This window comes from Actinomadura luzonensis (genome assembly GCF_022664455.2).
In the GTDB taxonomy this organism is placed as follows: Bacteria; Actinomycetota; Actinomycetes; order Streptosporangiales; family Streptosporangiaceae; genus Nonomuraea; species Nonomuraea luzonensis.
The window spans coordinates 4,420,012-4,443,740 of the sequence record NZ_JAKRKC020000001.1 but is presented as its reverse complement, the minus strand read 5'-3'; the positions used below and the strand labels follow the sequence as shown (position 1 = coordinate 4,443,740).

The window sequence follows — 23,729 nt, the reverse complement described above, 5'->3', positions numbered from 1 at the left end:
CCCGCCCCGTCCGCTCAGGGCAGCCGGGCGGGCAGGCGCACGGTGACCCGCAGGCCGCCCTCCTCCCTGGCCTCCGCGCCCACCTCGCCGCCGTGCGCGGTCACGATGGCCCGCACGATCGACAGCCCGAGCCCCGCCCCCTTGTACGAGCGCACCCGCTCCCCCTGCAACCGGCTGAACGGCTGGAACAGGTCCTCCACCTCGTACGGCGGCACCACCGGCCCGGTGTTGTCCACCGTCACCACCGCGCCGCCGCCGTCCGCCCGCCGCAGCGCCAGCCACACCTCGCCGCCGCGCACGTTGTGCGTGACCGCGTTCTCCAGCAGGTTGACCAGGCACCGCTCCAGGAACAGCGGATCGCCCTCCACCAGCACCGGCCGCAGGTCCCTGTGCACGGTGACGGCCCGCCTGCGCCCGCCCGGGTCGAGCTGCTCCAGCGCCGCCCGCGCGACCTGCTCCAGGTCGACCCACCTGCGTACGGTCAGCTCCTGCTCCGACTGCGCGAGCAGCAGCAGCCCCTCGATGAGCCGCTCGTGCCGGGCGTTGGTGCCGAGCAGCGCCCTGGCCAGCGCCTTCAGGTCCGCCGACGCCTCCGGCTCCTCCAGCGACACCTCCAGCACCGTACGGTTGACCGCCAGCGGGGTGCGCAGCTCGTGGGAGGCGTTGGCGATGAAGCGCCGCTGCCCGTCGAAGACGCGGTGCAGCCGGTCCAGCATCGCGTCGAAGGTGTCGGCCAGCCGCCTGACCTCGTCCGGCGGGCCCTCCAGCCCGATCCGCTCGTGCAGGGTGCTCTCCGACAGCCGCTGCGCGGTCTCGGTCACCCGGTCCAGGGGCCGCAGCGCCCGGTCGGCCACGACGTACCCGAGCACCAGCGCGACCGCGCCGACCAGGATCATCGCCGTCGCGGTGTACTGCACGACCTGGGTGAGCACCTGGTCGGCGCGCGCCACCAGGTCGCCCTGGAACAGCACGTCCTGCACCGCCGCGCGCTGCGGCTGCGCGTCGGCCGGCATCGCCGGCGGCGGCACCCCGATCACCTTCTTCCCGCCCAGCGTGAACTGCTGCCGCAGCGCCTGCGCGGTGATCAGGTAGGTGAGCGCCAGCAGCAGCGACCCGGCGACGAAGAACAGCCCGCCGTACAGCAGGGTCAGCCGAAGCCGCAGCCGCCGCCGGTCCCACCAGGCCCTCGGGCGCGACAGCCCGGTCCCGGCGGTCACAGCCGGTACCCCCGGCCGGGCACGTTCTGGACCGCCGCGGGTGGCCCGAGCTTCTTGCGCAGCGCGGTGATCGTGACGCGCAGCGCGCCGGTGCCGGGGTCGGCGTGCTCGTCCCACACGCTCCTGCGCAGCTCGCCGGAGGTGACCAGCTCGCCGCCGGCGCGCAGCAGCACGTGCAGGACGTCGAACTCCTTGCGGTTGAGCGGCACCGCCCGCCCGTCCCTGGTGACCGTGCGGCGCGCCGGGTCGAGCCTGATCCCGGCCCGCTCCAGCGGCGGCTCAGGGCGGCGCGGCGCGCGCCTGGCCAGCGCCCGCACCCGGGCCACCAGCTCGGCGAACGCGAACGGCTTGACCAGGTAGTCGTCCGCGCCGACGGCCAGCCCGTCCACCTTGTCGCGGATCTGCCCGGCGGCCGTCAGCATGAGCACCCGGCCCGGCCGGCCGGCCTCGCGCAGCCGCCGGCACACGTCGTCGCCGTGCACCTCCGGCAGGTCCCGGTCCAGCACGACCACGTCGTAGTCGACGTACGCGGCCAGGTCGAGCGCGTCCTGCCCGTCGTAGGCCACGTCCACGGCGATCGCGTGCAGCCGCAGGCCGTGCGCGACCGCGTCGGCCAGCCGTTCCTCGTCCTCCACGACAAGCACCCGCATGACGGCCCCTTCCCTCGGCGACGAGCGTGACGGATCACGTGTTAGCCGCGGGTAAGGGCTTATCCGGTTCTAGCACCCGATGGGCTGGAGTGGGGCCGCGCCGCGGGCGAGTGACCCGGCGGCGCGGAGGAGCGAGAGCCATGAACCTTCGACGGGCGCCGGCCGCCGTGCCGCTCGTGCTCGCGCTGGCCGCCTGCGGCGGCCCCGCGGCCACGGACGACGACGTGGTCAGCGCGAGCCGCACGGGCGCGACGGCGAGCGCGTCCGCCTCTCCGTCCCCGACGCTGGACCCGCAGCAGGCGGCGCTGAAGTTCGCGCAGTGCATGCGGCAGCACGGGATCGACATGCCCGACCCGCAGGGCGGCGACATCCGCCTCACGGTGCCGCGCGGCGCGTCCAAGGAGAAGATGGACAAGGCGCAGAAGGCGTGCGGGCCGATCATGGAGTCCGCGGTGAAGGCCGGCACGCCCAGCGCCGAGGACTACGACAAGATGCTGAAGTTCGCGCAGTGCATGCGCGCGCACGGCGTGGACGTGGCCGACCCGAAGCCCGGCCAGCCGATGCGGATCATGGCCAAGGGCGGCTCGAAGGACAAGCTGGAGGCCGCGCACAAGGCCTGCGAGGAGTACGCGCCCGGCATGAAGAAGGGCCCGGCCGGCGGCGGAGGCGGCTCGTGAGGGGCAAGGGCCTGCTGCTGGGCGGCGGCGCCGTCCTCGCCGTCGCCGGGACGTGGACCGCCGTCGCCGTCCTGCACGACGGGCCGGCCGCGCCCGCCGCCGCGCCGGCCGCCCCGCCCACGGTCCCGGCCACCGCCGAGGTCACCCGGCGGGACCTGGTCGAGACCAAGACCGTGGACGGCGCGCTCACCTACGCGGGGGAGCGGCAGCTCACGGCGGGCGGCTCCGGCGTCGTCACCTGGGTCCCGGCGCAGGGCGCCGTCGTGCGGCGCGGCCGGCCGCTGATCAAGGTCGACCGCCGGCCCACCGTCCTCATGTACGGCGCCCTGCCGCTGTACCGGACGCTGCGGCTCGGCGTGTCCGACGGCCCGGACGTCGAGCAGCTCGAACGCAACCTCAAGGCGCTCGGCCACGGCTCCTACCTGACGGTGGACGGGCACTTCAGCGGCGCCACCCGCCAGGCCGTCCTGGACTGGCAGGAGGACCGCGGGCTGCCGGAGACCGGCGAGGTGGACGCCGCCCAGGTCGTCTTCCAGCCCGCCGCCGTCCGCGTCACCGAGGCCAGGGCCGCCGTCGGCGACCGGGTCGCGCCCGGCCGCCAGGTGCTCACGGTCAGCGGCATGCGCCGCCTCGTGCACGTGGACCTCGACACCGCCGACCAGTCGCTGGCCCGCAAGGGCGCGCGGGTCACCGTGACGCTGCCCGGCGGCGAGCGGGCGGCCGGCCGGATCACCTCGATCGGGATGGTCGCCGAGGTCACCGGCCAGGAGCCGGACACCAGCACCACCGTGGACGTCGACATCACCCTGGCCGAGCGGCCGCGCACCCGGCTCGACCAGGCGCCCGTGGAGGTGGAGCTGCAGAGCGCGCGGCACGCCGGCGTGCTGGCCGTGCCCGTGGAGGCGCTGCTGGCGCTGCGCGAGGGCGGGTTCGGGGTGGAGGTCGTGACCGGCTCCGGCACCAGGATCGTCGCCGTCGAGACGGGCGCGTTCGGCGGCGGGCTGGTGGAGGTCGAGGGCGAGGGGCTGCGCGAGGGGATGAAGGTCGGGGTGCCCGCCACATGACCGCCGAGCCCTCCGCGCCGGTGATCGCCGAGCTGGCCGGGGTCACCAAGTCCTATCCCGGCGGCGTGCACGCGCTGCGCGGCGTGGATCTCGCCGTCGCCCGCGGCGACCTGCTGGCCATCGTCGGCCCCTCCGGCAGCGGCAAGTCCACCATGCTGCACCTGATCGGCACCCTCGACCGGCCCACCACCGGCGCCGTCCGGGTGGCCGGGCACGACGTGGCGGCCCTGTCCGACCGCGAGCTGTCCGCGCTGCGCTCGCGCCACCTGGGCTTCGTCTTCCAGCACTTCCACCTCGCGCCCGGCGTCACCGCCCTGGACAACGTGGCCGACGGGCTGCTCTACACCGGCGCGGGCCGGCGGGCCCGCCGCGAGCGCGCCGCCGCCGCCCTCGACCGGGTCGGGCTCGGCCACCGCCTGGGGCACCGGCCGGCCGAGCTGTCCGGCGGCGAGCAGCAGCGGGTGGCGGTCGCCCGCGCGGTCGCCGGCGACCCGGCGCTGCTGCTCGCCGACGAGCCCACCGGCAACCTGGACTCCGCGGCCGGCGCCGACGTGCTGGCCGTGCTCGCCGGCCTGCACGCCGCCGGCACCACGATCGCCCTCATCACGCACGACGCCGAGATCGCCGGCTGGTGCCGCCGCCAGGTGCGGCTGCGCGACGGGCTCGTCGTGGACGGCCACGACCACGACGACCGGGGACCGGTCGCGCTGCTGAGAGGAGCGGGACGATGAGCGCGCCGCGAGCCGGGACGACGCGCGGCGAGCGGCTGACGCCCGGCCGGCTGAGCCCCGGCGACGTCGTGCGGACCGGGGCGGCCGGGCTGCGGGCCCGCCCGGCGCGGGTGATCCTGTCCGCGCTCGGCATCGCGATCGGCATCGCCACCATGATCGCGGTGATCGGGATCTCGTCGTCCTCACGCGAACAGCTCCTGCGCCGGCTCGACCGGCTCGGCACGAACCTGCTGACCGTGTCGCCGGGCCGCACCATGTTCGGGGAGGAGGCCGAGCTGCCCGGCACCGCCCTGGCCATGGTGCAGCGCATCAGACCGGTCCGCACGGCCGCCGCCACGGGCGGCGTCGAGGCCACCGTCCGGCGCAACAACCACATCCCGGACGCCGTCACCGGCGGCATCGCCGTCCAGGCCGCCAGCACCGGCCTGCTCACCACCCTGGAGGGCGCCGTCGCCAGGGGCGCCTGGCTGAACGAGGCCACCGCCCGGCAGCCGGCCGTGGTGCTCGGCGCGGAGGCGGCCCGGCGGCTCGGGCTGGCCAGGACCGGCGTGCAGGTGTGGATGGGCGGGCGGTGGTTCACCGTCATCGGCATCCTCGGGCCGATGCCGCTCGCGCCGGAGATCGAGCGGTCGGCGCTGGTCGGCTTCCCGGCGGCCGCGGACCTGCTCGGGTTCGACGGCCACCCGACGACGATCTACGAGCGCTCGTCCGACGCGACCGTGGAGCAGGTGCGGGCGGCGCTGCCGCGCACCGTCAACCCGGAGAACCCCGAGGAGGTGGCGGTCAGCCGGCCGTCCGACGCGCTCGCGGCCAAGGCCGCGGCGGCGGGGGCGTTCACCGGCCTGCTGCTCGGGCTCGGCGCGGTGGCGCTGCTCGTCGGCGGGGTGGGCGTGGCCAACACCATGGTCATCTCGGTGCTGGAGCGGCGCAAGGAGATCGGGCTGCGCCGCTCGCTCGGGGCCACCCGGGGGCAGGTGCGCCTGCAGTTCCTCGCCGAGTCGCTGCTGCTGTCGGGGCTCGGCGGGGCGGCGGGCGCGGTGCTCGGCGCGCTCGCCACGGCCGGGTACGCCCTCTCGCGCGGCTGGCCGCCCGTGGTGCCGCCGTGGGCGGTGGGCGGGGCGGTGGCGGCGACGCTGGTGGTGGGGACGCTGGCGGGCATCTACCCGGCGATGCGGGCCGCCCGCCTGTCGCCCACGGTCGCCCTAGCGGCCGGCTGAGCGGCGCGGCCGCCGGTCAGGGCATGGTGCTCTCCAGGACGAGCGTGAGGACCGTCCCCGCCACCATGCCGGCGCCCGCCGCCACGGCGGCCCACTTGCCCAGGGGCTCGCCGCGCAGGTGACCCGCGACGCCCAGCACGATGCCGGCCAGGCCGAACAGGACCGGGTCGAACAGCACGGCCACCGCCGCGCACACGCACCCGAGGATCGACGGCACCTGGTCGATGCCCTGGCGGCGCGGCGGGCGGGCCACGCTCGCGGCGGGCGGCGCCGAGGCGGCGGGCGGCGCGGAGGCGGCCGGCGGCGCCGCCCCGGGGCCGCCGCTCCCGTCCTCGTCCGGGACGGCCCGCTCGACCTGGGCGCTCTCCTCGCTCTCGGCGCCGGACGCGGCGGGCCCACCGGACCCGTCGTCCGGGGGCGGTGCGGGGGAGGGCGGAGGCGGGTCCTGCGCGTGGGGCACCGGGCGGGCTCCTTCTGGACGGGAACCACATCACACACCCCCGCCCCCGCCCTGTCGAGCCGGTGCCAGCCGGGCGAGCTGGGGCGGGAGCGGCCGCGCGTGCACCACGTCCAGCCGGGAGACGGCCCGGGTGAGCGCCACGTACAGCCGGTTGAGGCCGCGCCGCTCCGCCTCGACGACGGCCGCCGGCTCGGCGACCACGACGTGGTCGTACTCCAGCCCCTTCACCAGGGACGCCGGCACCACGCTCAGCCGGGGCCCGCCGACCTCGAAGCCCTCGTCCCGCAGCGCCGACTCCAGCGCCGCGGTCCCGTGGTCCGCCGCGATCACCCCGATCGACCCCTCGAACCCCGACGCCTCCCGCACCGCCGCCACCACCCCCTTCCCCAGGTCCTCCACGCGGGTCACCCGCAGCCGCCCGTCCGACCGGTACGAGCGCGTCGGCGGCACCTCCGCCCCGAGCGCGTCCAGCAGCCCGTTGGCCAGCTCCACCACCGCGGCCGGCACCCGGAAGCCGGTCGTCAGCGCCACCACCCGGCCCTCCGGCTTGCCGAGCAGCGCCATCCGCTCCGGCCACGAGGCCGCCGCCCACGGGGTGGTGCCCTGCGCCAGGTCCCCGAGGACGGTGAGCGAGCCGTGCTCGCTGCGCCTGGCCACCGCCCGGCACTCCATCGGCGACAGGTCCTGGGCCTCGTCCACGATGACGTGGCCGTAGCCGCGCGGGCGCTCGACGAGGCCGGCCAGCTCGTCGAGCAGCACCAGGTCGGCCGCGGTCCACCGGGCGCTCCGGTGGCTGCGGGGCGGCCTCGCCCACGTGATCGCGGCCCGTTCGGCGTCGCTCAGCACGCCGCGCGCCGGGTCGTCGGCGTCGTCGCCGCAGGGGCCGCGCAGCACCTCGTACAGGACCTCCTCCGGCTTGACGGGCGGCCAGAGGGCGTCCAGGGCGGGGGCGAGGCCGCGGGCCATGCGGCGGGTCCACGCGGCGGTGGCGGTCACGCCGCGGGCCTCGGCGCGGCGGCGGACCGCGGCGACCGCCTGGGCGTGCACCCGCTCGCGGCCCACGCCGTAGGGGAGGCGGGCGCGGCGGGTGTCGTCCACGATGCGGCGCAGCTCGTCCTCCGGGACGCGCCACCGGTAGGAGCCGTCGGCCACGGCGACCGGCTCGACCGGCTTGCGGACGCGTCCGTACAGGGCCCTGCGCAGCACCTCCGCCATGCGCACGTCGTGCTTGACCAGCGCGGCCTCCTCCGGGTCGGCCGCGGTGACGGGGACGGACGCGAGCAGCCCCTCCAGCGTGGTCTGCTCGACGTCCACCTCGCCGAGCGCCGGCAGGACGGCCGAGATGTAGCCGAGGAAGGCCCGGTTCGGGCCGAGGACCAGCACGCCGCCGCGCTCCAGGCGGCGGCGGTGGGCGTACAGCAGGTACGCGGCCCGGTGCAGGCCCACGGCGGTCTTGCCGGTGCCGGGCGCGCCCTGGACGCAGATGCTGGTGTCGAGGCCGGCGCGGACGAGGTCGTCCTGCTCGGGCTGGATGGTGGCGACGATGTCGCGCATGGGGCCGACGCGGGGGCGTTCGATCTCGGCCGCCAGGAGGCGGCTCCCGCCCTGCCCGCCCGGCTCGCCCTGGTCGAGTCGTTCGTCCTCGTACGAGGTCAGCGTCGTGCCCGACCAGCCGAAGCGGCGGCGCACCGCGACGCCCTGCGGGTCGCGGGCACTGGCCCGGTAGAAGGCCCGCGCGACCGGGGCGCGCCAGTCGACCACCACCGGCGGGCCGCCGTGCTCGCCGGCGATGTGCCGCCGGCCGATGTGGTACGCGCGCCCCCGGTGCTCGGCCGAGCCCGGCCCGAAGTCGAGGCGGCCGAAGAACGGCGGGCCCTCGGGCTCCTCGCTCAGCTCCTTGGCCAGGCTCTTGAGGTGGCGGCCGAGTCGTTCGGCGCTGTAGCGGTCGCCGGCCACGGTCTCCCCGACGATCACGTTGTCCCGCGCGCCCTCCAGCATCCGGCGCAGCCCGGCCCGGCAGCGTTCGACGTGCCGCCGCTCCTCGTCGAGCGTCCCCATCGCACCCCCTGAAAGCGTTGACCCGGTTAAATCTTTGACCAGGTTAACACTTTGCTAGAGTGGCGGCATGACGGGACTGCGGCAGCTCCAGCGCCTGCGCGTGCGCGAGGCCATCTCCGGCGCGGCGGTCGCGCTGTTCCTGCGGCGCGGCTTCGACGAGGTGCCCGTGGCCGAGATCGCGGCGGCGGCCGGGGTGTCCAAGCCGACGCTGTTCAAGTACTTCCCGGCCAAGGAGGACCTGGTCCTGCACCGCATCGCCGACCACGAGGGCGAGGCGGCCCGCGTGGTGCGGGGGCGGGCGGCGGGCGAGCCGCCGCTGGAGGCGCTGCGCCGCCACTTCCTCGACGGGCTCGCCCGCCGCGACCCCGTCACCGGCCTCAACGACCACCCCGAGGTCGTGGCCTTCCACCGCATGGTGTTCTCGACGCCGAGCCTCCAGGCCCGGCTGTTCCAGCAGATCTCCCGCGACGAGCGCGCCCTCGCCGAGGCCCTGTCCGAGCCCCTGCCAGGGAGGGCGTCAAGCGGCGCCGGTGCTCCGGCGGGCACGGGCGGCGGGCTGGACGAGCTGACCGCCGCGCTGCTCGCCGCCCAGGTGCTGGCCGCCCAGCGGGTGCTCGCGCGCCGCACCTGGCAGCTCATCGCCGACGGCCGTCCGCTGAGCGAGGTCGAACCGGAGGCTATTCAAGCCGCAAATCGGGCATTCTCCTTGTTGGCGATTTGTGCGGCTTGACCCGTAATGCTGCTTTGCGCTCTGCGCGAGATCGCCGGTGCGCAACCAGGTCGGACCGGGTGTCCTTGATATTCTGACAACTGTTTGGCCAATTGCATAGTTATGCAATTTGGGGCATTGCGGGGTTCGCTTTACCAGAAGGAGAAGAAATGGAAGGCCCAATTACGCATTTGTATGACTACCGTACGTTCGTCCAGGATCACGGTTCGTGATGGGGGCGCGCATGTCCTCCGTCCGGGCGCGCCTGCGCGGCGTCCTGCCCGACCCCGCCGACCTCGCCGCCATGGGCCGCACCCCGCGCAGCGACCTCGTGGCCGGGCTCACCGTGGCGATCGTCGCCCTGCCCCTCGCACTGGGCTTCGGCATCAGCTCCGGCATGGGCGCCGAGTCCGGCCTGGCCACAGCCGTCGTCGCCGGCGCGCTGGCCGCCGTCTTCGGCGGCTCGCGGGTCCAGGTCACCGGCACGAGCGGGGCCATGACCGTCATCCTCATGCCGATCATGAGCGTCCACGGGCCTGCCGGGGTGCTCACCGTGGGCGCGCTGGCCGGGCTGCTGCTGATCGGGCTCGCGCTGGCCCGTGCCGGGCGCTACATCGCGCTCGTGCCCGCGCCCGTGGTCGCCGGGTTCACCGTGGGGGTGGCCTGCGTGATCGGTCTCCAGCAGCTGCCGTCCGCGCTCGGCGTCGAGGCGAGCGGCCACGACAAGGTCGCCGTCGTCGCCTGGCACGCCCTCCTCGACTTCCTGGCCCGTCCGCACTGGTGGGCCATGTGCGTCACGCTGGGCGTCGCCGCGGTGCTGCTCGTGGGGGCGAGCCTGCGGCCCACGGTGCCGTTCTCGCTGCTCGCCGTGGTCGTCGCCACCGTCGTCGCCGAAGCCGCGGAGCTGCCGCTGGCCAGGATCGGCGACATGCCGGCCGGGCTGCCCGCGCCGTCGTTCGCCTTCTTCGACCCGGCCGCGCTGCCGTCGCTGCTGGCGCCCGCCGTCGCGGTGGCCGCGCTCGCCGCCCTCGAGTCCCTGCTGTCGGCCTCGGTCACCGACGGCATGACCCGCGGGCCGCGGCACGACCCCGACAGGGAGCTGTTCGGGCAGGGGCTGGCCAACCTGGTCACGCCGCTGTTCGGCGGCATGCCCGGCACCGGGGCCATGGTCCGCACCGCCGTCAACGTCCGCTCCGGGGCGCGCTCGCGGCTGGCGGCGCTCTCGCACGCGGCCATCCTGGCCGCCATCGTCTGCACCGCGGCGGGGCTCGTCTCCAAGATCCCGCTCGCCGCGCTGGCCGGCGTGCTGCTGGCCACGTCCATACGCATGATCGAGGTGGACGCGGTCCGCGCCATGTTCCGCTCCACCCGGGCCGACGCCGTGGTCCTGGTGCTCACCGCCGTGGCCACGCTCACGCTCGACACCGTGCTGGCCATCATCGTGGGGTTCGTCGTGGCGGGGGCGCTCGCGCTCCGCACCCTGGCGCGCAACGTCCGCCTCGACGCCGAGCCGCTGCGCAACGAGGCCCACCTGCAACACACCGAGGACGAGCACGCCCTGCTCGCCGAGCACATCGTCACCTACCGGCTGGCGGGCCCGCTGTTCTTCGCGGCGGCCCACCGCTTCCTGCTGGAGCTGTCGGAGGTGACCGACGTGTCCGTGGTCGTCCTGCGCATGTCACGGGTCACCACCATCGACGCCAGCGGGGCGCTGGTGCTCGGCGACGCCATCGAACGGCTGGAACGCCGCGGCATCCTCGTCTACGTGTCCGGCATCCCGGACGGCCACCACCAGCCGTTGGAGGCGCTGGGGGTGATCGCCCGGCTCGACGAGGCGGGCCAGGTCTTCGCCACCACCACGGAGGCCATCGCGGCCGCCCGCGACCGCCTCCGCAGCTCGGGGATCCTGCCCCGGCTCGCCGGCTGAACCCGCCCGTCCCCGCGCCGGACCCGCCGGAGGCCCGGCGCGAGGACGGCTCGGCACACTGCGCCCGGGCCGCACACTGCGCCCGGGCCGCACACTGCGCCCGGGCCGGCACACTGCGCCGGGGTCGGCTCGCCGGGGTCGGCTCGCCGGGGTCGGCTCGTCCGGGTCGGCTCGTCCGGGTCGGCTCGTCCGGGTCGGCTCGTCCGGGTCGGTCCAGGGCCGGGTGGGCTCAGGCGGGGTCGGCTCGGCGCGCTGTGCCTTGGCCACCGAGCCGGCCCGCACCCCACCGGTCGCACGCCGAGCCGACCCATGGCCGAACCCATCCGCACCGGGCCGACCCACGGGCCCGAGCTGACCCGCGGCCGAAGTCACCGGTACCGGCCGACCCACAGGCCCGAGCTGACCCGCGGCCGAAGTCACCCGTACCGGCCGACCCACAGGCCGGAGCTGACCCGCCCCTGAACCGACCCGTCTGAACCGACCCGAGCCGACCTGCCCTGAGCCGGCCCCGCTCTGAGCCGGCCCGCCCTCAACCGGCCCGAGCTGAGTCGGCCCATACGCTGAGCCCGCGCGCTGAAGCCGGTGGGCTTGTCCTTCGGGTGTCCGGGGGTGCCGTGGCGGCCCCGGGGCTGGGGTGGGTCAGGCCAAAGGACGTGGGGCGGGGAGGCGGAGGCGGTCGACGGCTTCGCGGCGGGTGCGTTCCGGGCGGCGGTCGTAGCGGGCGGTGGTGGCGGGGGAGGAGTGGCCGACCAGGGCCTGGGCGGTCGCCAGGTCCACGCCCGCGTCCAGCAGCTCGCCGATGAAGGTGCGGCGGAAGTCGTGCGCGGTGCGCCGGGCGGCCCCGGCGGAGGAGAAGCGGCGCGTGAGGATGTCGGCGATGCCCTGCCCGGTGAGCCCGACGGGGCGGCCGTCGCGCACGCGCAGGCGGCCCGCCTTGCTGATCGGGCTGAACAGCGCCCCCGGCATCGGCCCGCGCACCGCGAGCCACCGCTCCACCAGGCCGATCGCGTCCGCCGTCAGGTAGACCAGGCGCTCCTTGTCGCGTTTGCCGCGCACCCGCAGCGAACGCGCCCCCGGGTCGTAGTCGGCCAGCGTCAGGCCGCCCAGCTCGGCCCGCCGGCAGCCGGTGGAGTACAGGACGGCGATCAGGGCCGCGTCCCGGACGCCGGCCGGCGTGTCGTCGGCGCACGCGGACAGGGCCGCGCCGACCACCTCGGGCGGCACGTGGTGCCCGGACGGCAGCCGGTGCTGCCGTACGGGGGCCAGGTCGGAGGCGCGGGCCAGGTCCTCGGCGCTCACCTGGCCGAGCCGCCACGCCTCCTTAAGCACCCGCCGCAGCGCCACCAGGTGCTTGTTGACGTACGCCGCCGACCACCCCTGGTCGGTCAGCAGCGTGCGGATGCGGACGGTGTGCTCGTAACGCAGCAGGTGCCACGGCTGGCCCTCGCCGGTCGCCGTGTCGTCGCCGGTGAGCAGGCGGGCCAGCCGGTCGAGGCAGCCGCGCATGGTGCGGCGCGACTCGGGGCTGGTGAGCGAGTCGAGGTAGACGTGGTACGGGTCTCGCGCCGGCTCGACCGGCGGCGCCGCCGGTCCGGGTACGGCAGGCAGGCTCACCTGGACGATCTTACGGTGCCGGCCCGCCCCTCCTCAGGAAGACCCACGCGACGGGAGGGACGGGCCGGGCTGCCGTCCCGGTGCCGGGAGGGGCGGGGTCAGGCCAGGCCGGCGACGGCGGTCAGGAGGCGGTCCACGTCCGAGCGGTCGTTGTACGGGACCAGCCCCGCCCGCACCGCCCCGCCCGAGTCGCGGATGCCCAGCACGCCGGTCAGCTCCCACGCGTAGTTGTGCCCGTTCCAGACGTTGACCCGCTGCCGGGCCAGGTGCTCGGCGACGGCCCGCGGGGTGTGCCCGGCGACGTTGAAGTAGGCGGTGGCGGTGCGGCGGGCGGGCTTGCCGTACGTGGTGACGTGCGGCATCGTCTCCAGCCCCTCCATCAGCACCCCGAACAGCTCCGTCTCGTGCTCCTCCGCCGCCGTCATGGAGGCCAGCAGCCGCTCGCGCCGGGAGCCCGTGCCGGGCACCATGGACGCCAGGTGGTCCACGGCGGCCGTCACGCCCTCCAGGTCGGCGAAGGCGGCCGTGCCCGTCTCGAAGCGTTCGGGCACCGTGTCGGGCGAGGAGGCGAGCTTGTCCGGCCGCAGCGTCTCCAGCAGCGCCGGGTCGGCGACGACCGCCCCGATGTGCGGCCCGGACCACTTGTAGGCGCTGGTGGCGTAGCAGTCCGCGCCGAGCGCCCGCATGTCGACCGGGCCGTGCGCGGCGGCGTGCACGCCGTCCACGTACATGAGCGCCCCGGCCCGGTGCGCCAGCTCTGCGATGGCGGCGACGTCGGGACGGGTGCCGATGATGTTGGACGCGGCGGTCACGGCCACCACGCGGGTGCGCTCGTTGATCAGGGCGGCGTACTGCTCGACGGGCAGCTCGCCGGTCACCGGGTCGACCTCGGCCCAGCGCACGGTGGCGCCGGTCTGCGTCCAGGGCCGGACGTTGGCGTCGTGGTCGAGCCGGGAGACCACGACCTCGTCGCCGGGGCCGGCGAGGGCCCGCGACAGGCGGTAGGTGAGGGTCGTCATGTTCGGGCCGAGGATGACGCCGCGCGGGTCGCCGCCGACCAGGTCGGCGACGGCGGCGCGGCAGGCGGCCACGATCGCGTCGGAGCGGTGGCTGGCGGGGAAGGCGCCGCCCGCGTTGCCGATCCCGCTGCGGTAGGCGTGGGAGATGGCGTCGATCACCGACTGGGGGGTCTGCGTGCCGGCGGCGCCGTCGAGGTAGGCGTAGCCGTCGGTGAGAGCGGGGTAGCAGGCGCGTACCGCTTTGATGGGGAAAGGCATGATAGGTAGATGCTCAGCCTCCGCGACCTCAACCGTGCCACCTTGGCCCGTCAGCACCTGCTCGGCCGGCACAAGGGCGAGGTGACGGACGTCGTCCACCGGCTCGCCGGGCTGCAGGCGCAGGAGCCGCGCCCGCCGTACCTGGGGGTGTGGTCGCGGCTGGAGGGGTTCGGGCGGGACGACCTGCACGCGGCGCTGCGGGCCGGCGCGGTGCTGCGGGCCACGATGTGGCGGGCCACGCTGCACCTGGTGACGGCGGCCGACTTCGCGGCGTTCCGGCGGCTGCTGGAGCCGATGCTGCTCGCCGCTGCGCGCCGCTTCGACGAGATCGACTTCGCGGCGGTGGCGGCCGTCGCCGACCGGCTGCTGGCCGAGCGGCCCCACACCTTCAACGAGCTGCGGCCCCGCCTGCTGGCCGAGTTCCCCGGCGGCCACGACCGGGCCCTCGGCTACGCGGTGCGCCTGCTGACGCCGCTCGCCATGGTGCCCACCGAGGACCGGTGGAGCTTCCCGCGCGACCCCGCCTTCGCCCCGCCCGGCGTCGCCCTCGACCCGGAGCCCTCCCCACGGGCGCTGGTCGAGCGCTACCTGGCCGCCTTCGGCCCCGCCACGCCCGCCGACGCGCAGACCTGGTCGGGGGTGCGCGGCCTGCGCCCGGTGATGGAGGCGATGGAGCTGGAACGGCTCGCCGGGCCGGACGGCAAGGAGCTGTTCGACCTGCCGGGCGCGCCCCGCCCCGGCGGCGACGTCCCCGCGCCCGTGCGGTTCCTGCCCGACTTCGACACGCTCGTCCTCGGCCACGCCGACCGCGCGCGGGTGCTGGCCGACGAGCACAAGGGCCTGGTCACCACCAAGAACCTGCGGGTGCGGGCGGTCTACCTGGTGGACGGGTTCGCGGCGGGGACGTGGCAGGTCAAGCGCTCGGGCAGGAAGGCGAGGCTGCTGCTCGCCCCCTTCGGGGCCGCCCCGGGGGCGGAGGTGGAGGAGGAGGGGCTGCGGATGCTGGCCTTCGCCGAGCCGGACGCGGCCGCGTACGACCTCGGGGTGGAGGGGTAGGGGCACGCGCGGGTGGCCTTGCCGCCGTGCGCGCAGTCTGATTTGTTCGGGGCGGAGGTGGTATGCCCCATGCCACAGCTCACCGCCCTGGACGCCCAGTTCCTCAACGTCGAGACGGCCACGAACGTCGCCAACATCGCCGGCCTGGCGATCCTCGCGGGCGACCTCAACCGCGCCGACCTGCAGGCCCTGCTCGAACGGCGGCTCCCGTACGTGCCGGCCCTGCGGCGCAGGCTGGCCCCGGTGCCGTTCGGGCTGGACCATCCGTACTGGGTGCAGGAGGACGACCTCGACCTCGACTACCACGTCCGCGAGATCGGCCTGCCGCCGCCCGGCGACGACCGGCAGCTCGCCGACCAGGTCTCCCGCCTGCACGCCCGCCGCCTCGACCGGAGCCGCCCGCTGTGGGAGATCTACCTCATCCACAACCTGTCCGGCGGCCGCATGGGCCTCTACACCAAGATCCACCACGCCGCCGTGGACGGCATCGGCGGCGCCGACGTGCTGGCCGCGCTGCTCGACACCACCCCCGAGCCCGCGCCGCCGCCCCCGGCCGCGCCCGAGCGGGACGAGCCGCCGCCCGCGCCGGCGGAGATGCTGGCCCGCGGGCTGGCCAGGCTGGCGCTCAACCCGGCGCAGGCGGTCCGGTTCGCGGCGGCGGCCGTGCCGCACCTGGACGAGATCCCCGTCGTGTCCCGGCTGCCCGGCAGCCGCCTGCTGTCCGGGCTGGCGCGCAGGCTGGCCGGCGCCGGCGGCGCGCCCGGGCTGCCGCCGCTGCCCGCGCCGCGGACGCCGTTCAGCGGGCCGGTCTCGCAGCACCGCCGCTTCGCGTTCGTGTCGCTGCCGCTGGAGGAGGTCAAGGCGGTGCGCAAGGCGTTCGGGGTGACGGTCAACGACGTCGTCATGGCCGTGTGCGCGGGCGCGCTGCGCGAGTGGCTGGCCGCGCACGGCGGCGTGCCGGACCACCCGCTGGTGGCCGGGGTGCCGTTCTCGCTGCGCGAGGCGGGCGTGACCGGTCAGGGCAACCAGGTGACGATCATGACCGCGCCGCTCGCCGTGCACGTCGAGGACCCGGTGGCCCGGCTGGGCGAGGTGCGGCGGGCCATGCACCTGATCAAGGACCGGTTCTCGCTGGCCCCGGCGCGCTGGCTGCGCGAGTTCAGCGAGTCGATGCCGGCGGCGCTCATGGGGCTGGCCTCGCGCTCGGCGTTCTCGCTGGTGGGGGAGACCGTCCCGCCGATCAACGTGATCATCTCGAACGTGCCGGGGCCGCAGCTCCCGCTGTACGTGTGCGGCGGCCTGCTGCTGACCCACTACCCGGTCTCGGTGATCACCGACGTCAGCGGCGGCGTCAACATCACCGCGTTCTCCTACAACGGCTCGCTCGACATCGGCGTCGTCACCGACCGCAGCATGGTGCCCGACGCCTGGGAGCTCGCCGGGGACCTGCGCACCGCCCTCGACGACCTCCTGAACGCGGAAACAACCTTGCCGCATTGACGCCTACGCTCGGCGCATGATCCTCGACCGCCGGGTGCTCAACCGCACCGCCCTGGACCGCCAGCTCCTCCTGGACCGCGCCGCCGTCACGCCCGCCGAGGCCGTCGGCCGGCTGGTCGCCCTGCAGGGGCAGGACACCGGCGCGCCCTACCTCGGCCTCTGGTCCCGCCTGGCCTCCTTCACCCAGGACGACCTCGCCGCCCTGCTGCGCGGCAAGCAGGTCGTCCGGGGCACGCTGCTGCGCGGCACCCAGCACCTGGCCCTGGCCGACGACTACGTGTGGATCCGCCCGCTGCTGCAACCGGTGCTCGACCGGATCCGGCGCGGCGCCTTCGCGCGCGCCCTGTCCGGGGTGGACGCGGCGGAGTGCGCCGGCCTGATCCGCGCCCACCTGGCCCGCGCCCACCGGGACGGGCGCACCCTCACCCGCCCCCAGCTCCGCGACCTGCTGCTCGAACGGTGGCCGCAGGCCGACCCGGTGGCGCTCGCCTACTCGGCGCAGACGCTGCTGCCCATCGTGCACACCCCGCCGAACGGCCTGTGGGGGCAGGGCGGCGCGACGCCGTTCACGCTGGCCGAGCAGTGGCTGGAGCGCCCGCTGGAGGCGCAGCCCCCCGCCGGGTCCCCCGCCGGGCCCGCCGCCGGGCCCGCTGTCGAGCGGCTGGTGCGGCGCTACCTCGCGGCCTTCGGCCCCGCGTCGGTGATGGACGTGCAGGCGTGGTCGGGGCTGACCCGGCTGCGCCCCGTCGTCGAGGGCATGCGCGACCTGCGCACCTACCGGGACGAGGACGGCCGCGTCCTGTACGACCTGCCCGGCGCGCCGCTCGCCGACCCCGGCACGCCCGCCCCGGTGCGCTTCCTGCCCTGGTTCGACAACCTCATGGTCGCCTACGCCGACCGGAGCCGGCTCATGACGGCCGAGCAGCGCAAGGCGGTGTGCGTCGGCGCGGCCGTCTACCCGACCTTCCTCGTCGACGGTTCTGTCGGTGGCGTGTGGGACCTTAAGAACGGCGTGCTGACGGCCGAGCCCTTCCACCCGCTGCCCGGGGGCGTGATGGACGAGCTGGCCGCCGAGGGGGCGCGCCTGATGGCCTTCGCCGGCGTCGAGGAGGGGAGGTTCGCCTGGCTGCCGCCGCGATTCCCGGCGCGGTCCGCGTCGCGCTGAACACGCCCTCCGGCGGGCCGAACGTGCCGGTGACCCACCCCGGTTGGGTAGCGTGGTAATGGCGGCCACCCGGCCACTTGTTTCTCCGCGATATACCCGTTTGTGCGCCGTTCGTTCGCAAAGGTGGCGATGCCGTAGTCACATCCTCCACACGTGTTCCGTGCGTCCGTCCAACGCGAGCGAGGAGAGTGTTTTGTCCGAAGCAGCAGAGGTTCTAGAACTGGACGACAACCACAGCGCCGACGGTGGTGCGCCCGTCGGCGCGGACTCGGTCAAGGCCTACCTCAAGGAGATCGGCCGAGTGCCCCTGCTCACCGCCGAGCAGGAGATCGACCTGGCCAAACGCATCGAGGCGGGGCTGTTCGCGCGCGAACGCCTCGACACCGAGTCCGGCCTGTCGGACGAGCTGCGGGGCGATCTGGAGTGGGTCGCCGCCGACGGCGTCGAGGCCAAGCGCCGCATGCTGGAGGCCAACCTGCGGCTGGTGGTGTCCATCGCCAAGCGCTACACCGGCCGGGGCATGCTCTTCCTGGACCTCATCCAGGAGGGCAACCTGGGGCTGATCCGCACGATCGAGAAGTTCGACTACCGGCTCGGCTACAAGTTCTCGACCTACGCCACCTGGTGGATCAAGCAGGCGATCACCCGGGCCATGGCCGACCAGGCCCGCACCATCCGCATTCCCGTCCACATGGTGGAGCTGATCAACAAGGTGGCGCGGGTGCAGCGCCGCCTGCAGAGCGACCTCGGCCGCGAGCCCACGCCCGAGGAGATCGCCGCCGAGACCGACCTCGACGTCGACCGGGTGGCCGAGGTCCAGGGCTACGGGCGCGAGCCGATCTCGCTGAGCACGCCGCTCGGCGAGGAGGGCGACAGCGAGTTCGGCGACCTCATCGAGGACACCGAGGCCGTCTCCCCGGCCGACGCGGTCTCCTTCACGCTGCTCCAGCAGCAGCTCCACAGCCTGCTCGACCAGCTGTCCGAGCGGGAGGCGGGCGTGATCAGCATGCGGTACGGCCTGACCGACGGCAAGCCGCGCACGCTCGACGAGATCGGCAAGGTCTACGGCGTCACCCGCGAGCGCATCCGCCAGATCGAGGCCAAGACGATGTCCAAGCTGCGCCACCCGTCCCGCTCGCTGGCGCTGCGCGACTACCTGAGCTAGCCGCACCGGGCATCCAAGACGCACCGGGCATTCAGCCGTACCGGGCATGAGGTGGGGGGTGTTCCGCCGGTGGTGAGAAGGGCCGCGCACACGGGCGCCGAGATGCGCCGCACGGGCCCGCTGATCGCACCGGCGGCCGGCCCGCGGCCGGTGTTCTTCCGCGCGCGTCTTGCGCGCGCATCTGGTCATCGGGCATGTCGTGCTGCAATGTTGACAATGTGAACCTGGCGACGTCGCTGGAGGAGTCCGCCCGGGAGCGCCTGGCCCAGCAGGTGGCGCTCGCGGGGCTGGCCGGGGCCGTCCTTCCGCTGGCGTACGCCGGATGGACGCTGCTCCTGTTCGCCCTGGGCGGCGACGCCGCGCCGCCGGCGTCGCCCGGCGTGGCGGAGCCGGGGTGGTGGGCGACGCTCGTGCTGGCCTGGCCGCTGCTGCACCTGCTGCGGGTGCGCCCCGCCTGGCCGGTCGCCCTGGCCGCGCCCGTCTTCCTGCTGCCCGTGCGGGTGCTCGTCGGCGACCTCGTGGGCGTGGCGATCCTGCTGGCGGGCGTGTTCGCCTACCCGTTCGCGGTCCTCGCCACCGCCCGCGGCGTCGAATGGTGGCGCCGCGGGCTGGTGCTCGGCCTGTACGTGGCGCTGTGCGCGTTCCTGGCCCTGATGCCGGGTTCCGCGGTGTCGCTGCGCCTCGCCTGACCTCCCGGACGCTCAGGCGCAGCGCTCCCCGCCGCCGGGCGCCTGGTCAGGCGGGGCGGGCCACCTGGACGACCGCCGCGCCGAGCGGCGCCAGCTCCACCCGCCCGCGCACCTCCCGGCCGGTGAGCAGGTCCGTGCCCTCGCCGGCCAGCGGCACCGACGCGCCCTCCTCGCCGCTGTGGTTGAGCAGGAACACGTACTCGTGCCGCTCGTCGCCCCGCACCGCGCACTCCACGTGCGCGGGCACGCCGGGGAAGCGCGGGCGCACGCCCGCCGTCTCGACCGTGTCCGCCACCAGGTCGTCGAAGGCCGCCTCCGCCAGCAGCGTCGCGACGTAGACGACCCGGCCGGCGCCGTAGCGGTTCTCGACGACGGCGGCCCGGCCCGCCAGCAGCCCGTCCCGGTAGGTGGCCAGCGCCTTGCCGCTCTCCAGGTGCAGGTCCTCCCGCCACCAGGTGGAGGTGCAGGCGGAGCCGTCGGCGAACTCGACGGTGAAGCTCTCGTGCGGCCGGGCCGGCCAGTACTCGTCGATCTTGGCGCCGATCAGCTCGCGGAACGCCCCCGGGTAGCCGTCCAGGCGGACCCGGTTGTCGCCGTCCACGACGCCCGAGAAGAACGACATGAGCACGGTGCCGCCGGAGCGGGCGAACTCGGTGATCCGCCGCACGCCCTCGTCGTCGATCAGGTACGCGTTCGGCACCACCAGCACCTTGTACCCCTCCAGCGGCGAGGCCGCCGACACCACGTCCACCGCGTGGTGCCGCTCCCACAGCGGCGTGTAGTGCCGCATCACCGTGTCGGTGTAGCTGAAGTCGCTGCGCGGCAGGCCGAAGACCTCTTCCAGCCCCCACCAGCCGTCCCAGTCGAACAGGATCGCGATCTCCGCGCGGGAGGTGGTGCCCGCGAGCGGCGCCAGCAGCTTCAGCTCCCGCCCGAGGTCCTTGATCTCGCGGAACGTCCGCGAGTCCGGCCCCGAGTGCGGCAGCATCGCCGAGTGGAAGCGCTCCTGCCCGCCCCGGCTGGCCCGCCACTGGAAGAACATCACCGAGTCCGAGGCCCGCGACAGCGCCTGCAGCGAGCCGAGCCGCATCCGCCCCGGCTCCTTGACCACGTTGAGCCGCCACTGGCTGACGGCGCTGCTGGACTGCTCCATCAGCATCCACGGCTGCCCGCCCTTCAGCGAGCGGAACAGGTCGAAGTTGAACGCCGCCGAGACGTGGGAGTCGGCGTCGGCCGGGTTCGGGTAGATGTCGAGCGCCGCCGCGTCCTCCTCCGGCGCCCACTTCCAGTAGTCGGCGTGCCGGTAGAAGCGCATGAAGTTGGTCATCACCGGCACGTCGTCGCGGAAGGAGCGGACGATGTCGCGCTCGGCCAGATAGCACTCCAGCAGCGCGTCGGAGGTGAAGCGCTTGAAGTCGAGGCGGCGGGTGGGGTTCATCCAGGTGCGCGGGATGTGCGGGACGTCGATCTGCTCCCAGTCGGTGTAGACCTGGCCCCAGAAGCGGGTGGTCCACGCCTCGTTGAGCCGGTCGAGGGTGCCGTACCTGCGGCGCAGCCAGCGGCGGAAGCTGACCGCGGCCGCCTCGTTGTAGGCGGTCGGGCCGTACTCGTTGCTGATGTGCCACATCGCGAGGGCCGGGTGGAAGGAGTAGCGCTCGGCCAGCCTGGTGGTGATGTTCGCCGCGTACTCGCGGTAGATCGGGGAGGAGGGGTCGTACTGGAGGCGGTTGCCGAAGCCGAACGGGTGGCCGTCCTCCCTGATCGGGAACACCTCGGGGTGCAGGTGGGTCAGCCAGACGGGCGGGGCCGCGGTGGGGGTGGCCAGGTTGACGCTGATGCCGTGGGCGTGCAGGAGGTCCATGACCTCGTCCATCCAGCCGAACTCGTACCTGCCCGGCTCCGGCTCCAGCGACGCCCACGCGAACACGCCGAGCGAGACGATGTTCACCCCGGCCTCGCGCATCAGGCGCACGTCCTCCAGCCAGACCTCGCGGTCCCACTGCTCGGGGTTGTAGTCGCCGCCGTAGGCGAGGCCCTGCATCCGGCGGCGGAAGGCGTCCATGCGGGTCATGCTCAAAGCTCCTGCTCGACGGTCACGGCGGTCAGGCGCGGCTCGGCGCCGGTGATCTCGTGGACGGGGCCGGTCAGCGTCACCGTCCGCTCCTCGACGACGTCCGCCACCGAGCGGCGGACCGACAGCCCGACCTCGCCGGGCTCCACCACGCGCCGGCCGTCGCGGCCGGTGAAGGCCAGCAGCCGGGCCGGGACCTCGAAGCCGACCCTGGCGCTCTCGCCGGGGCCGAGCTCGACGCGGGCGTACCCGACGAGCTGGGCGACCGGGCGGGTCACCGAGGCGACGCGGTCGGCGGCGTAGAGCTGGACGACCTCGGCGCCGCGCCGGTCGCCGGCGTTGCGGACCGTCACCGAGCAGGTGATCGAGCCGCCGGTGGGGGCCGTTGCGGCGGCGGTCATGCCGCCGTAGGCGAAGGAGGTGTAGCTGAGCCCGTGCCCGAACGGCAGCGCGGGCGCGGGATCGACGTTGCTGACCGACCCGGCCCCGCCCAGCTTCGGGTGCAGGTAGCTGTACGGCTGCCCGGCGGCCGACCGCGGCAGGCTCATCGGCAGCCGCCCGGACGGGTTGACCGCCCCGCTCAGCACCCGGGCGATCGCGCCCGCGCCCTCCTCGCCGGGGAAGAACGCCTGCACGACGGCGGCGGCGTCGCGCAGCAGGCCGGGCACCGCGTAGCCGCGCCCGGTCATCAGCACCACCACGGTCGGCGTGCCGGTGGCGATGACCGCCTCGGCCAGCTCGCGCTGCGCGCCGGGCAGCTCCAGGCTCTCCGCGTCGCAGCCCTCGCCGGACGTGCCCCGCCCGAACAGCCCCGACCGGTCGCCGAGCACCACGATCGCCACGTCCGAGCCGGCGGCCAGGCGGGCGGCGGCCGGGATGCCCGACCGGTCGCCGTCGTCCACGCCGGTGCCGCGCGCCGTCTCGATCACCGCGCCGGGGAACTCGGCGCGCAGGGCCTCCAGCAGCGTCGGCGCGGCGATGCCCGGCTCGACGCCGGGGAAGTGCGGCAGCACGTGCTGGACGAAGGAGTAGCAGCCGAACAGCGCGGCCACGTCGTCGGCGTTGGGCCCGACCACGGCCAGCCGGCGGCCGGCGGCGTCGCCGAGCGGCAGCACGCCGTCGTTGGCCAGCAGCACCACCGACTCCTCGGCCAGCAGCCGCGCGACCTCGCGCGCGCCGGGGCCGTCGAGGTCCACGGGCCCGCCGGGTTCGGCCGGCTCGTAGTCGTCGTCGAGCAGCCCGAGCCGGGCCTTCTGCCGCAGCACGCGCAGCAGCGCCCGGTCCACCAGCGCCTCGTCGACCCGGCCGGAGCCGACGGCGTCCCGCAGCGGCTCCAGGTACGCCACGCCGGTCGGCAGCTCGACGTCGATGCCCGCGGTGAGCGCCTGCACGGCGGCGTCCTCGGCGTCCTCGGCGACGGCGTGCAGGGTGTGCAGGAACGCCACCGAGAAGTAGTCGGCGACGACGGTGCCCTCGAAGCCCCACTCCTCGCGCAGCACACGCGTCAGGTAGTGGGCGTCGGCGGCCATCGGGACGCCGTCGATCTCGGCGTAGGAGTTCATGACCGAGCCGGCGCCGGCGTCGCGCACCGCGACCTCGAAGGGGAACAGCAGCGTGTCGGCCACCTCGCGCGGCCCGGCGTGCACCGGCGCCAGGTTGCGGCCGGCCCGGGAGTTGGAGTAGCCGACGAAGTGCTTGAGCGTGGCGATCACGCCCGCCGACTGCAGGCCGCGCACGTAGGCCGCGCCGATGGTGGCCACCTCGTACGGGTCCTCCGAGACGCACTCCTCGACCCGGCCCCACCGCTGGTCGCGGATCACGTCCAGCACGGGCGCGAGGCCCTGGTGCACGCCGAGCAGCCGCAGGTCCGCGCCGATCGCGGCCGCCATCCGCTCGACCAGCCCGGGGTCGAACGAGGCCCCCCACGCGGGCGGCACCGGGTAGACCGCGGCCCGCCAGGCGGCCACCCCCGTCAGGCACTCCTCGTGGGCCAGCGCGGGGATCCCGAGCCGGGTCTTGTCGCGCAGCCACCGCTGGCGGGCGGCCAGCGCGCCGCTCGCCCGCAGCGGCTCGACCGGGCGGGTGCCGTAGTGGCGGGTGATCTGACCGAGGCCCTGCCGGGCGAACTCCTCGAACGCCACCTCCTCGCCCTGCATCGAGTCCTGGAGCGGCGCGACCACCCCCTCGTCGCGGTTGACGTTCAGCCACACGCCCACGAGCTGGGCGAGCTTCTCCTCCAGCGTCATCTCCGCGACCAGTTCCCTGACCCGCCGCTCCCGGCGTTCCTCAAGCATGACCATCACCAACCCCGACAGAAAGTTTCCGGCTAACTTTCCGAAATATTACCGTGACATTGCCGAAGCGTTACGGTAGGCTGCCGCTCGTAGTAATGTCAACAGATCCAGTACGGGAGCGGCATGGCCGCGGTTGTCCCAGCTCAACGGGGCTACCAGGCTTTCCGATACTTTCCGAAAAGTTGTGG

At 75.0% G+C, this 23,729-nt stretch carries 18 protein-coding genes and 1 pseudogene; 11 read left to right on the top strand and 8 right to left on the bottom strand.

The annotated features are described in order from the left end of the window. Window positions 1-14 precede the first annotated feature (14 nt). Complete coding sequence (locus tag MF672_RS21310) at window positions 15-1,217, bottom strand: sensor histidine kinase (RefSeq protein ID WP_242382582.1); 1,203 nt, start codon at window positions 1,215-1,217, stop codon at window positions 15-17. Continuing rightward, entirely contained in the window at window positions 1,214-1,867 is a 654-nt protein-coding gene (locus tag MF672_RS21305) for a response regulator transcription factor (RefSeq protein WP_242382581.1), read from the bottom strand. The genes MF672_RS21310 and MF672_RS21305 overlap by 4 nt, the downstream gene beginning before the upstream one ends. Window positions 1,868-2,007: 140 nt before the next feature. Between MF672_RS21305 and MF672_RS21300 the strand changes: the two genes are divergently transcribed. The 4 genes from MF672_RS21300 to MF672_RS21285 are packed head-to-tail and all read left to right on the top strand — an operon-like array spanning window position 2,008 to window position 5,556. Further along, window positions 2,008-2,544, top strand: a complete 537-nt coding sequence (locus MF672_RS21300; protein WP_242382580.1) for a hypothetical protein — start codon at window positions 2,008-2,010, stop codon at window positions 2,542-2,544. Next, window positions 2,541-3,608, top strand: coding sequence for an efflux RND transporter periplasmic adaptor subunit (locus MF672_RS21295; RefSeq protein WP_242382579.1), 1,068 nt, complete (start codon window positions 2,541-2,543; stop codon window positions 3,606-3,608). The genes MF672_RS21300 and MF672_RS21295 overlap by 4 nt, the downstream gene beginning before the upstream one ends. Then, window positions 3,605-4,339, top strand: a complete 735-nt coding sequence (locus MF672_RS21290) for an ABC transporter ATP-binding protein (RefSeq protein ID WP_242382578.1) — start codon at window positions 3,605-3,607, stop codon at window positions 4,337-4,339. The genes MF672_RS21295 and MF672_RS21290 overlap by 4 nt, the downstream gene beginning before the upstream one ends. Beyond that, the gene (locus MF672_RS21285) at window positions 4,336-5,556 is read left to right on the top strand and encodes an ABC transporter permease (protein ID WP_242382577.1); all 1,221 of its coding nucleotides are present in this window, start codon (window positions 4,336-4,338) and stop codon (window positions 5,554-5,556) included. Before MF672_RS21290 ends, MF672_RS21285 begins: the two co-directional genes overlap by 4 nt. A gap of 16 nt (window positions 5,557-5,572) precedes the next feature. Here the strand turns inward: MF672_RS21285 and MF672_RS21280 are convergent, their stop codons facing one another. Then, window positions 5,573-6,016, bottom strand: coding sequence for a hypothetical protein (locus MF672_RS21280; RefSeq protein WP_247815365.1), 444 nt, complete (start codon window positions 6,014-6,016; stop codon window positions 5,573-5,575). Between the two features lie 30 nt (window positions 6,017-6,046). Then, entirely contained in the window at window positions 6,047-8,074 is a 2,028-nt protein-coding gene (locus MF672_RS21275; RefSeq protein ID WP_242383371.1) for a HelD family protein, read from the bottom strand. Window positions 8,075-8,141: 67 nt separating this feature from the next. Here MF672_RS21275 and MF672_RS21270 point away from each other — a divergent pair, with 67 nt between their 5' ends. Together MF672_RS21270 and MF672_RS21265 are read left to right on the top strand one after the other, a co-directional pair. Continuing rightward, on the top strand, window positions 8,142-8,804 hold the full coding sequence (locus MF672_RS21270; protein WP_242383370.1) for a TetR family transcriptional regulator: 663 nt from the start codon (window positions 8,142-8,144) through the stop codon (window positions 8,802-8,804). A gap of 223 nt (window positions 8,805-9,027) precedes the next feature. Then, window positions 9,028-10,710 carry a SulP family inorganic anion transporter gene (locus tag MF672_RS21265; protein ID WP_242383369.1) on the top strand — a complete coding sequence of 561 codons (1,683 nt, stop codon included), beginning with the start codon at window positions 9,028-9,030 and terminating at the stop codon, window positions 10,708-10,710. 639 nt (window positions 10,711-11,349) lie between these two features. On the opposite strand, the gene MF672_RS21260 is transcribed toward MF672_RS21265, so the two are convergent. Next, window positions 11,350-12,324: a tyrosine-type recombinase/integrase gene (locus MF672_RS21260; RefSeq protein WP_242383368.1), complete on the bottom strand. Its 975-nt coding sequence runs from the start codon at window positions 12,322-12,324 to the stop codon at window positions 11,350-11,352. A gap of 98 nt (window positions 12,325-12,422) precedes the next feature. Continuing rightward, window positions 12,423-13,601 carry a cysteine desulfurase-like protein gene (locus MF672_RS21255; RefSeq protein ID WP_242383367.1) on the bottom strand — a complete coding sequence of 393 codons (1,179 nt, stop codon included), beginning with the start codon at window positions 13,599-13,601 and terminating at the stop codon, window positions 12,423-12,425. A 9-nt stretch (window positions 13,602-13,610) separates the two neighbouring features. Here MF672_RS21255 and MF672_RS21250 point away from each other — a divergent pair, with 9 nt between their 5' ends. From MF672_RS21250 to MF672_RS21230, 5 genes and pseudogenes are all read left to right on the top strand, one after another. Beyond that, on the top strand, window positions 13,611-14,657 hold the full coding sequence (locus tag MF672_RS21250; RefSeq protein ID WP_242383366.1) for a winged helix DNA-binding domain-containing protein: 1,047 nt from the start codon (window positions 13,611-13,613) through the stop codon (window positions 14,655-14,657). 69 nt (window positions 14,658-14,726) lie between these two features. Next, on the top strand, window positions 14,727-16,157 hold the full coding sequence (locus MF672_RS21245) for a WS/DGAT/MGAT family O-acyltransferase (protein WP_247815364.1): 1,431 nt from the start codon (window positions 14,727-14,729) through the stop codon (window positions 16,155-16,157). Window positions 16,158-16,173: 16 nt separating this feature from the next. Next, window positions 16,174-17,322, top strand: a complete 1,149-nt coding sequence (locus MF672_RS21240) for a winged helix DNA-binding domain-containing protein (RefSeq protein WP_242382998.1) — start codon at window positions 16,174-16,176, stop codon at window positions 17,320-17,322. 205 nt (window positions 17,323-17,527) lie between these two features. Beyond that, window positions 17,528-18,487, top strand: a pseudogene (locus tag MF672_RS21235) (RNA polymerase sigma factor); the annotation flags it as partial. Between the two features lie 218 nt (window positions 18,488-18,705). Continuing rightward, window positions 18,706-19,176: a hypothetical protein gene (locus MF672_RS21230; protein WP_242383000.1), complete on the top strand. Its 471-nt coding sequence runs from the start codon at window positions 18,706-18,708 to the stop codon at window positions 19,174-19,176. A gap of 46 nt (window positions 19,177-19,222) precedes the next feature. On the opposite strand, the gene MF672_RS21225 is transcribed toward MF672_RS21230, so the two are convergent. Then, window positions 19,223-21,247 carry a beta-galactosidase gene (locus MF672_RS21225; RefSeq protein WP_242383001.1) on the bottom strand — a complete coding sequence of 675 codons (2,025 nt, stop codon included), beginning with the start codon at window positions 21,245-21,247 and terminating at the stop codon, window positions 19,223-19,225. A gap of 2 nt (window positions 21,248-21,249) precedes the next feature. Beyond that, the gene (locus MF672_RS21220; protein ID WP_242383003.1) at window positions 21,250-23,541 is read right to left on the bottom strand and encodes a beta-xylosidase/alpha-l-arabinosidase; all 2,292 of its coding nucleotides are present in this window, start codon (window positions 23,539-23,541) and stop codon (window positions 21,250-21,252) included. Between the last annotated feature and the right edge of the window lie 188 nt (window positions 23,542-23,729).